Annotated in this window: 9 protein-coding genes; 7 read left to right on the plus strand and 2 right to left on the minus strand. The window is 70.6% G+C overall.

All coding sequences use genetic code 11. The features are described 5' to 3' along the window. The first annotated feature begins 48 nt into the window (after positions 1-48). From JOC24_RS20120 to JOC24_RS20145, 6 genes are all read left to right on the plus strand, one after another. A complete protein-coding gene (locus JOC24_RS20120; RefSeq protein ID WP_205021727.1) occupies positions 49-567 on the plus strand; it encodes a hypothetical protein in 519 nt (172 codons plus the stop codon). Continuing rightward, positions 567-1,958, plus strand: coding sequence for a hypothetical protein (locus tag JOC24_RS20125; protein ID WP_205021728.1), 1,392 nt, complete (start codon positions 567-569; stop codon positions 1,956-1,958). The genes JOC24_RS20120 and JOC24_RS20125 overlap by 1 nt, the downstream gene beginning before the upstream one ends. Beyond that, the gene (locus tag JOC24_RS20130; RefSeq protein ID WP_205021729.1) at positions 1,955-3,373 is read left to right on the plus strand and encodes a vWA domain-containing protein; all 1,419 of its coding nucleotides are present in this window, start codon (positions 1,955-1,957) and stop codon (positions 3,371-3,373) included. The genes JOC24_RS20125 and JOC24_RS20130 overlap by 4 nt, the downstream gene beginning before the upstream one ends. A 52-nt stretch (positions 3,374-3,425) precedes the next feature. Then, the gene (locus JOC24_RS20135; RefSeq protein WP_033302095.1) at positions 3,426-4,538 is read left to right on the plus strand and encodes an ATP-binding protein; all 1,113 of its coding nucleotides are present in this window, start codon (positions 3,426-3,428) and stop codon (positions 4,536-4,538) included. Further along, the gene (locus JOC24_RS20140; RefSeq protein ID WP_205021730.1) at positions 4,535-7,330 is read left to right on the plus strand and encodes a DUF5682 family protein; all 2,796 of its coding nucleotides are present in this window, start codon (positions 4,535-4,537) and stop codon (positions 7,328-7,330) included. The genes JOC24_RS20135 and JOC24_RS20140 overlap by 4 nt, the downstream gene beginning before the upstream one ends. A gap of 442 nt (positions 7,331-7,772) precedes the next feature. Continuing rightward, on the plus strand, positions 7,773-8,267 hold the full coding sequence (locus JOC24_RS20145) for a GNAT family N-acetyltransferase (protein ID WP_205021731.1): 495 nt from the start codon (positions 7,773-7,775) through the stop codon (positions 8,265-8,267). Between the two features lie 95 nt (positions 8,268-8,362). Here the strand turns inward: JOC24_RS20145 and JOC24_RS33410 are convergent, their stop codons facing one another. Continuing rightward, entirely contained in the window at positions 8,363-8,653 is a 291-nt protein-coding gene (locus JOC24_RS33410; protein ID WP_239580694.1) for a hypothetical protein, read from the minus strand. After that, complete coding sequence (locus JOC24_RS33415) at positions 8,650-8,868, minus strand: hypothetical protein (protein WP_239580695.1); 219 nt, start codon at positions 8,866-8,868, stop codon at positions 8,650-8,652. The genes JOC24_RS33410 and JOC24_RS33415 overlap by 4 nt, the downstream gene beginning before the upstream one ends. A 489-nt stretch (positions 8,869-9,357) precedes the next feature. Between JOC24_RS33415 and JOC24_RS20155 the strand changes: the two genes are divergently transcribed. After that, positions 9,358-9,576 (plus strand): MbtH family protein, encoded by a 219-nt coding sequence (locus JOC24_RS20155; RefSeq protein WP_307792735.1) that lies wholly within the window; start codon positions 9,358-9,360, stop codon positions 9,574-9,576. Positions 9,577-9,668: the final 92 nt, after the last annotated feature.

Genomic DNA, 9,668 nt, shown 5'->3' on the forward strand with positions numbered 1-9,668 from the left:
GTTCAGTCGTGTTCCGCCGATCCGGCGGGAACGACCACTTAGTTGTGCATGGGAGATGGCGCGTTGTCCGATTGGGAGAGGTCGAGCACGGCACGGGTGGTACCACCCGCGCGGCCGCGCAAGCTCGCCAAGGTTCCGTTCGTCGAGCTTGCGGACGGACGCCTGCAGGGTGTGGTGTCCAGCGGATCGGACATCGGACGTGTCTACGTGTCGTCCGTCGCCACGGGCAGCTTCGCGTTCGCCTGCAGCACCAACAACAACCGGCCCTGCGGCGGTGCTCGCGGATCGTTCTGCAACCACATAGGCGCCCTGATCAACGAGGCGGTCCTGCAGTACGGCGCCCGACGTGTCGTCCGGTATCTGAAGGCCGACGTCCCCGAGGGCGACACGGACGGTGCCGCACTGGCCTCGGCCATGAGGAGCACCCGTCCGCAGATGGACACGACGAAGGCCGCCGCGTCCGTCTTCAGCCGGTTCCTGCGTCACCTGGCCTATCTCGAACACGCCCCGGCCACAATGCCGTTGCCCGAGATGCAGTTCTTCCCGCCGACCCGGGCGGTGGCGTGATGCGCGCCGATCTCCTCGCCGGGCCCGTCGACGGTCTGGACGAAGCCCTGGCCGCCGTCGACGCCTTCGACCAGTCCCTCGTCGCCGGCCTGCTCCGACCCCGGCCCGCCGAAGCCGCCGGCCCGACACGGCTCGCCGACGCCGTGACGGGGACCCCCCTGGCAGCCAGGGTCTTTGAGGCGGCCGCGAAGGCGGCGGCCGGAGCAGCGGGCGAGGACCACTTCCTGGCCCTCGCCGCCGCACGGACGGCGCTGCTCGGCTCGGTCCACGACGCCCTGCTGGACCGTGTCGACGAAGCGGCCGGCCGTCGGCGCGGGGAGGGCCCCGTCCCCGTGGCCGCCGGACAGCCGACGGCCAATCTGCTGGCGGCCGCCCGAGCATGGCTGTCCGACCTGGCGCGCTGCGGATGGCAGGGACTCGACGTCGAGGTGGTGTCCGGGGCCGCCGAGGTCGTCTCCGCGATGCTCCCCGACCCGTCCCTGCGACGCCTCGCGGCCCTCCTCGACGGCTTCGCCGCCGAACTCGCCGCGTCCTGTCCCGGTGCGTCGCTGGAGCGTTTCCCACTGCGCCGCTGGGCCGATCTCTGGTCGCGCGGAATGCTGCTGACGGTGCCCGGTGCGGCAGCCACGCCGGCCGTCGGTACCGCCGACGGGCGTCTGCTGCCCCTCGGCATCGACGTGACCGAGCACGCGACCGCCGCACAGGCACAGGTCCACGCGGTGTTCGAGCCCGCGGACGGCTCAGCGTCCCGGATCGTGCGCGCCAGTGTGTCGGTGCCCAAGCCCGACACGGTCGTCGGGGCCGGGATCTGGCAGCTGATGCGCCCGCACATGTCGCTCCTCGCGGCAGCCGGTGAGGGCCGCTCCATGGAGCTCACCGGTATGCCGGTCACCGCCGAGGGCGACCTCGTCTGGAGCGACGAGCACGCACGAGCCGGAGAGCCGGCCGAGGCGTTCGCCACCGCCCGTGTGGCCCTGCCCACCGCGACCGCCCCGCTCACCGCACCCCTGGACCGGCATCCGGCGCGCATCGCCGTGCCCGTCTTCCTGGAGGGCTACACCGTCCGGACGGATGACGACGGCCGAGTGACCTTCACCGTCGCCGGCTTCGACCTGGCCGTGGACACCGACCGCATACCGGCTGCCGGGCCCCTCACCCCCGAGGCCGTCGCCAGGTCCGGCGCGTGCATCGCGCTGATCCGGTGGGACGCCGGTGCGTTCGGCGTGCAGCCCCTGGCCGTGGAGACCACGGTGCGGAAGAAGGTGACCTCCCTGCACGCCGGGGCGTGGGCAGGGGGGACGACGGACAAGGCCGGCGTCAAGGCGGAGAAGGCCGCGACCGACGCCGCCAAGGTGCTGAACGAGCGCGCGGGAAGGCTGCTGCGGAAATGACCGGACAGCAGAGTCCAGAGGTGACCGGAGAGACCTCGCACGACAACCGCCGCCAGGTCATGTACTGGCGCCTCCTCGCCCGGCTCTTCGACCACGAGGAGCAGGCGGCCCTGGAATCCGCGAGCCTCGCGGTGGTCGAGGACATCGGCCTGCCGGCCAAGCTGCTGGATCCGCAGGCGTCGGTCGACTCCGTGGTGCAGCGCCACCCCGAACTGGCCGCCGAGTTCGACGGTCTGATGGTGCCGGAGGACGACGCCGCCGAGGAGGGCGTGGCGGGCGACGCCCGCGACCGGGCCGCCGAGGTGCGGCGCGCCGCACTCGTGTCGAAGGTCCTGCTGAACGTCTTCCACTCCCCGCCCGGCACCGTCACCGCAGGGCAGCTGTCCCGGTGGCAGTCCGACGCGGGCTGGCTGGAGCGCGCGCTCGGCTGCCGGCCCGGCGAGCTGCGCGGCGGACGCGCCGGAGGCACGGGCGTCAGCCCGACCGGCACGGGCGGCGGCGGCAGGACCCCCGACCTCAGCCGTCTCATCCCGGAGATCGGGCTCGGCTCCATCGAGGCCGGCCTCGTCAAGCGGATGAGGCTGCGCGAAGTGCTCGCCGATCCCCAGCTGGCCGGCCGGCTGACCCCGAGCATGTCGTTGATCGAGCAGCTGCTGCGCGACAAGGACAACCTGTCCGGGGTGGCTCTGGCCAACGCCAAGTCCCTGATCCGCCGCTTCGTCGACGAGGTCGCCGAGGTACTGCGTACGCAGGTGGAGAAGTCGACCGTCGGCGCACTGGACCGTTCGGTCCCGCCGAAGCGGGTGTTCCGCAACCTGGACCTCGACCGCACGATCTGGAAGAACCTCACCAACTGGAGCCCAGAAGAGGAACGCCTCTACGTCGACCGGCTGTTCTACCGCCACACCGCGCGCAGGACGACGCCGCAGCGGCTGATCGTCGTCGTCGACCAGTCGGGCTCGATGGTGGACTCGATGGTCAACTGCACCATCCTCGCCTCGATCTTCGCGGGCCTGCCCAAGGTGGACGTCCACCTCATCGCGTACGACACCCAGGCCCTCGACCTCACCCCGTGGGTGCACGATCCGTTCGAGACCCTGCTGCGCACCAACCTGGGGGGCGGCACCGACGGCACCGTCGCCATGGCACTGGCCCAGCCGAAGATCGCCGAGCCGCGCAACACGGTCGTGGTGTGGATCTCGGACTTCTACGAATGGCAGACCGAGCCCCTGTTCGAGAGCATGGCCGCCATCCACCGCTCCGGCGCCAAGTTCATCCCGGTCGGCTCCGTGACCAGCTCCGGCCGCGCCAGCGTCAACCCGTGGTTCCGGGAGCGTTTCAAGGACCAGGGGACGCCGGTGCTGTCCGGCCACATCCGCAAGCTCGTCCACGAGCTCAAGACCTTCCTCACCTGAAGCCTCTCGGCCCCGGTGCAGTCGAACCCGAACCCTCAGAAAGGCCCCACACATGTCCGACCTGTTGCGCGCCCCCGCCGAGATCAAGTACGCCGAGGAGCTCGACTGGCTGGAGTCGGTCGACGACGGCCCCAAGCCGTTCTCCTGGCGGCTGTCGCCGAAGATGGTCCGCCTGTTCATCCTCGGATCCGAGCGCTCCGACGGCCTCGATCGGGAGATCTCCCAGAAGTGGTACGGCGACCGCAGCTTCGTCGAGCGCTCCATCGTCACACTGGCCTCCGACCGGGGCCTGCTGCTCATCGGGGACCCCGGCACGGGCAAGAGCTGGCTGGCGGAGCTGCTGTCCGCCGCCATCTCCCGTAACTCCACGCTCGTGGTGCAGGGCACGGCCGGCACCACCGAGGACCACATCAAGTACTCGTGGAACGTGTCCATGGTGATCTCCAAGGGCCAGTCGCGGGAGTCGATGATCCCCTCACCGATCATGACCGCGATGGAGACGGGGGCGATCGGCCGTTTCGAGGAGCTCACCCGTTCCACCAGCGACGTCCAGGACGCACTGATCTCGATCCTGTCGGAGAAGTACATCTCGGTCCCGGAGATGGACAGCGACAACATCGTCTTCGCCAAGCCCGGCTTCTCCGTCATCGCGACGGCCAACAGCCGCGACCGCGGTGTCAACGACCTGTCCTCCGCACTCAAGCGCCGCTTCAACTTCGTCCGCATCCCGGTCGTGACGAACAAGAAGAGCGAGGCGGAGATCGTCCGCTTCCGCACCGAGGAACTGCTGCGCCGCCATCAGATCGAGCTGGACGTGCCGCCGACCCTCCTCGACGTACTGCTGCAGAGCTTCGCCGACCTGCGGGCCTCCGCCGCCGCGGCGGGCAGCGACGACGAGAAGCTGGAGTCCGCGCTGTCGAGCGCCGAGCAGATCGGTGTACTGGAGGACGCGATCCTGCACAGCAACTTCTTCGGCGAGCGCGCGCTGACCGCCCGCACCCTCGCCTCCTCGCTCGTCGGATCTCTGGCGCGACGCGAACCCGAGGACCTCGCCATCCTCAACAAGTACCTGCACGGCGTCGTCGAGCCGCGCAGCAAGGAGGAGGGCGGCAGCTGGCCGGAGTTCCTGGAGGGCGGCCGCGACGCGATCGCCACCCTGTCATGAGTGCCCGGAGCGAGGGGACGCCCTTCGATGCCCTGCGGGGACAACTGCAGGACGCGGCAGCAGAGTTCGCCGACGGCCCGGACGCGCTGCAGGGCATCCTCCTCGGCATGGTCGACGATGTCGACCGCGCCGTACGCGAGCCCCTGGAGATCTTCCCCGTATGCCACCACTCGCCCGCGTCAGCGGTCGCCATGGCACGGCGGCTGCGGGAGAAGCAGCCGAAGGTGGTGTATCTGGAGCTGTGCGAGGACATGGCGCCCCTGCTGTCGGAGCTCCGCAACTGCCGGCTGCCGGTGGCCGTCCAGGCCTTCGCGAGCGAGGTCAAGGGCTTCCCGGCTGACTGGGCACCCCTGTCGGTCGTGGCCCCGATCACCGAGGCCTCCGCCGAATACCAGGCCATCTCCTACGCGTTGGACACCCCGGGCGTCGAACTGGTCCTCGTGGACCGGTCCTCCGACCACGTGTTCCAGTGGCAGGCGGGCGAGACGGATCCCGCCGGTGCGGACGACCGGCCCGCCGAGGAGGGGGCGGCGCTGCACGGCGACGCCGTCGGGGTGGAGATCGGCGACCTGCGGCCACGTTTCGCCGAACTCGAGGAGCACCTCCTGCACCACGGCCGCGTGCGGCACTGGTCGGAGTGGTGGCACCAGTACGTCGAGCTGCCCCTCGGTGACAGCGACCACGACACCTACCGCCAGGTCATGCTCCTCATCGGCAGCCTCTTCCGCCGCCTGGCCCCGGGGGACACGGGCCGGGTCCGGGTGGACGAGGACCGTGAGCGCTACATGTGGACCCGGATGCGTGAGCACCTCGCCGCGACCGGCACCGACCCCGAGGACTGCCTCTATGTCTGCGGCGCGTTCCACGCGTCGAGCCGGGTCGAGGAGTTCGGTGTCCACGGCAGCGACACCTTCGAGATCAGCCCGCCGAGCGAGAGCACCTGGCAGTACGGCCTGATCCCGTCCAGCCACGCGGCGATCGAGGCGCAGTTCGGACTGGCAGCCGGCTCCGTGTCGATCGCCGCCACGCAGTGGTCCAAGAACATCGAGCGCACCCGGGTGCGGCCGTTCCGGCTGGCGGGCCAGGATGGCGCGAAGAAGGCGGCGAAACCGAGGAAGGCCGCCGCGGCGGCCGCCCCCGTGGCCGCGATGGCCCCCTCCGACAAGCTTTCCGGCTTCCTGCAGAGCCCACCTGCACTGGACCGGCTGGACGAGGCCGAACTCCTCGGCTGGTCCGTGGAGATCGTGCGCTCCGCCCGCCGGAACGGCTACCTCGCCTCCACCGCCGACGCCATCGCCGTCTTCGAGACGTCGATCCTGCTGGCCGGTATGCGGGACCGGGCCAGGCCCACCCCGTACGACTTCCAGGACGCGGCGGTCACCTGCATCGAGAAGGAGACCGTGCCCGGCAGGCGCGACGTCCGCCGCCTCGTGGAGATCCTGATGGGGGGCGACCGGATCGGCCGGGTCGGTTACGACGCGCTGCCGCCCCTGGCCCGCGACGTGCACGACCGCCTGGCCCCGCTGAATCTCAAGCTGCAGCAGCGCGGTATGCAGCGGGCCCTGCTCGACATGACGTCCCAGCCTGAACTGCGGCAGTGCTCCGACGTGCTGTGGATGCTGCGCCACCTGATGCCGCACGGCGCCGCACGGCCGATCATGGGCGAGAGGGAGCTCGGCAAGCAGTCGGTGCAGGAGTCGTGGGACCTGGCGCTGGGCACGCATCAGCGCGCGCTCATCGAGCTCGGTTACGAGGGCGTCAGCATCGAGCAGGTCCTGGAGCAGCGCCTGCGGCGCGCCGCGTACGCCCCGAACGCCACCACCGCGCAGGTCCTCGCGGCCGTCGAGGACGCCGTGCTGCATCTGCGCAGCGGCCGCCTCGCCGACGAGCTCGGCATCCGCGCCCTCGAGGTGCTGGCCACCGAGCGCAGCGTCGACGGGGCGCCGGAGGTCCTGCGCAGGGTGCGCCGGCTCCTGGCGTACTACCGGATCAGCCGACCGGTGCTGCCGTCGTGGATCGAGTCCTTCGCCAAGACGGGGTACGCGCACTACTGCACTCTCCTGCCGACGGCCTTCACCGACGAGGACGCGACCGTACGCCAGGTCGCCGCGATGCTGGGATTCCTCTTCAGCATGGAGAGCCTGGCCCTGTCGCTCGGCTGCGACCGGACCCAGCTGGAGCTCGCCTTCGCCCAGTCGCACCCGCAGGAGCCGTCCAGGGTGGCCCTGCTGTGGGCGGCTCAGGTACATCTCGGACAGCTGTCCTGCGGCGAGTTGCGGCAGCGGTGCGACGAACTGCTGGCCGACCCGCTGGTGGTGCCCGCCTATCCGCGCTATCTCAGCGGATTCCTGCATGCGCTGGAACCGGTCCCGCAACTCGCCGACTTCGTCGTGGAGGCGGTCTCGAAGGCCTTCGCACGGCTGCCGGACCCGGTGCTGCTGCCCTGGCTGCCGACGCTGATCACCACTCTGCGCTCGGAGGGCGCCGACCTGGCTCCGCTGCTGATCCGTGAGGCCGGACGCGTCTTCCCCGGTCGCCTGGCGGCGCTGGACGCGTGGGTCGCACCGTGGCAGGCCGCCCCGGAAGAGCCCGTCACGGCGGCTGCCGGGGGCGACACGGCCGGTCGTGCCGCACTGCTCGCCGCTCACCCGGAGACGTGCGACAGCGTGGCGGAGCTGCTGGGCTGGGAGGGCACCTGGGAGACGGAGGTGTCCGCGCCGGCGGGCGCGGTCCTCGTCGGCCGCCACCCCGATACGGCGGTGGCACTGGAGGCGCTGCTGACGGGATCCTGATGGCTGCTGGATGAGATGAGGGGGCACGGGCGGCTCGACGGACGGTCCGACGAAGCTCCGTGTGGCGCCCGGCGGTGCGTGCACGAGGAGGCCGATGTGCCGCTGCCGACGATGACCGTGCCCCTTCGCGAGCAGGACCGTGCCACGGCGGTCGAGCTGCGGTGGCAGCCTGCCGGGCCGATGCCTGTGCGGCGGCCCAGCAGCCCGTGTAGCCGTCAGCCAGGTTGGCCCCTCCACCGAAGCTTTTCCTGGACACGGGAACGCGGACCCGCACGGACCGGAGGAGTCAGGTCCGCACGTGGAAGCGATCGACCTGCTGATCGAGAGCGCGCGTGGCACCGGTGCTCCGGCCCTGGAACGCTGCTTGCCCTGGTCCTGGGACTGTCCGCCAGGGGCGGGAAACTCAGGTGGCCTCAGCGCACGAGCTGGGTAGAGTCGCGCAATGCCCGAGCTGAAGCGGTTGCACGCCGACCACGCCCCTGCGGTCCTGGCCTTCGAGCTGGCGAACCGCGCCTACTTCGCTGCCGCGGTCTCCGACCGCGGCGACGACTTCTTCGACCGGTTCACCGCCCGGTACAGCGCCTCGTTGGCCGAGCAGGAGGCCGGCGTCTGCGCCTTCTACGTGCTCGTAGCCGAGGACGGCTCGGTACTCGGCAGGTTCAACCTGTACGACCTGGAGGACGGCACGGCCAGACTCGGCTACCGGGTCGCGGAGCGGGTCGCCGGCCGCGGCGTGGCGACCGCCACCGTCCGGGAGTTGTGCCGGACGGCTACATCGACGCACGGCCTGCGCACACTGCGGGCGGCCGCCTCCCACGACAACGCCGCGTCCCGGAAGGTCCTGACCAACACCGGGTTCGCCCCGGCCGGCCCGGCCGACCCGGCCGATCTCGGCGGCGAGCCGGGCACCTGGTACCAGCGAGACCTCCTGCTGTGAAACCCCTGCCCGCCGAAGGGAATCGTTCGAGGGCCCGAAGAGCCGCGAGCGGCCTTCGGACCTGACCGGGCCCGCCTCCTGGTCGACGCGAGTGGTCAGGTCCCTGTCGGTGGTGCGCTCATCGCTGCTGTCAGGAACGTGATCGCCCAGTGCCGGCCTGCCTCGCCGGCTACCGGGGACAGGCAGGCCGGGGCGTGCTGCTGGTAGACCTCGACTCGGTCCACGGCAGGCACGGCGAGGATTTCCCGCATCCGGAACCGCAACTCCACCGGGGAAAGGTCGCGCAGTGCGCGCCCGAAGGCCGCCAGGTAGCGCTCACGGACCGTGTCCTCGGCCGGACCGGTCCAGCCGCGCCCCTCCTCGGCCGGGTCGCTGAGGATCGTCAAGATGAGCCTGCATGTCCGGGCACCGCCCTCGTCACCGGCGGCATCTCGTCGAACAGCGGCCCCGCGACTGCCTCCACCAGTTCGGTGACCGCGGGGTCCGAGGTGCCGGCGAGCAGTCGGTCGAGCCCGGCGCACTGCGCGGCGTTGATGGGCTCGATCACGCGGCGGGCGACCGCGGCCAGGAGTTCCGCCTCGGAATGTTCTACAACGCCCATGGCTTGCGGACGACAGGGGCGCGTAACCGGCGCACGGGAGCTTGGCGTGACCTCCACAAAGTGCGAAGGCGCGCGGGCGCACGCCGGCGGCTATCCGAAAATGTCTGGTTCATATCAAGTTCTACCAGCACCATAAGGACATGGGGTGGCTGAATTTCTTCGAACAGCTGCGGTTGGCATATTCCGCAGGCCGGCGCACTCCGTGGCGCCCACTCGAGTGCTTGTAAGTAATCAGGCGAATACGCGCCGTTCGTGGCCGCGGGTCCTCTAATGTGATTGACGTGAACGGGTGACGTCGGGTTGACCCCGGATCAGGTACAGGTATGTCGGCGGTATGGAGACGTAACGTATCTCCGTTCCATGCGACCGGTTGACCGCGTCGCGGGGGCCGGGGCTGGGTGGTGTGCCGCGGAATGGACCGAAGCGGCGCGCCCGGACATGCCTGATGAACGTGTCGTGGAAAGAGTGAGAACAAGTGGGGGGACGGACGTGACCAATCCTTTCGATGACGAGTCGGGGCGGTTCGTGGCGTTGGTGAACGACGAGGGCCAGTACTCCTTGTGGCCCGCGCATATCGACGTTCCGGGCGGCTGGCGCGCCGACGGGCCGGAAGGGTCGCGTCAGGAGTGTCTCGACGTGATCGAGGGTGCCTGGACCGATATGCGGCCCGCCGGTCTGGTGCGGGCGATGGAGGCCGACGCCGGTTAGGCCGGCGGCGGGTCGTCGAGGACGCTTCCCAGGTCGAGCGCCGGACCGGCGCTCCCGCCTGATCGATTTCGTTCGGGTCCGAGCGGAATCGA

Origin of the sequence: Streptomyces sp. HB132 (genome assembly GCF_016909575.1) — a bacterium.
Lineage (GTDB): Bacteria > Actinomycetota > Actinomycetes > Streptomycetales > Streptomycetaceae > Streptomyces.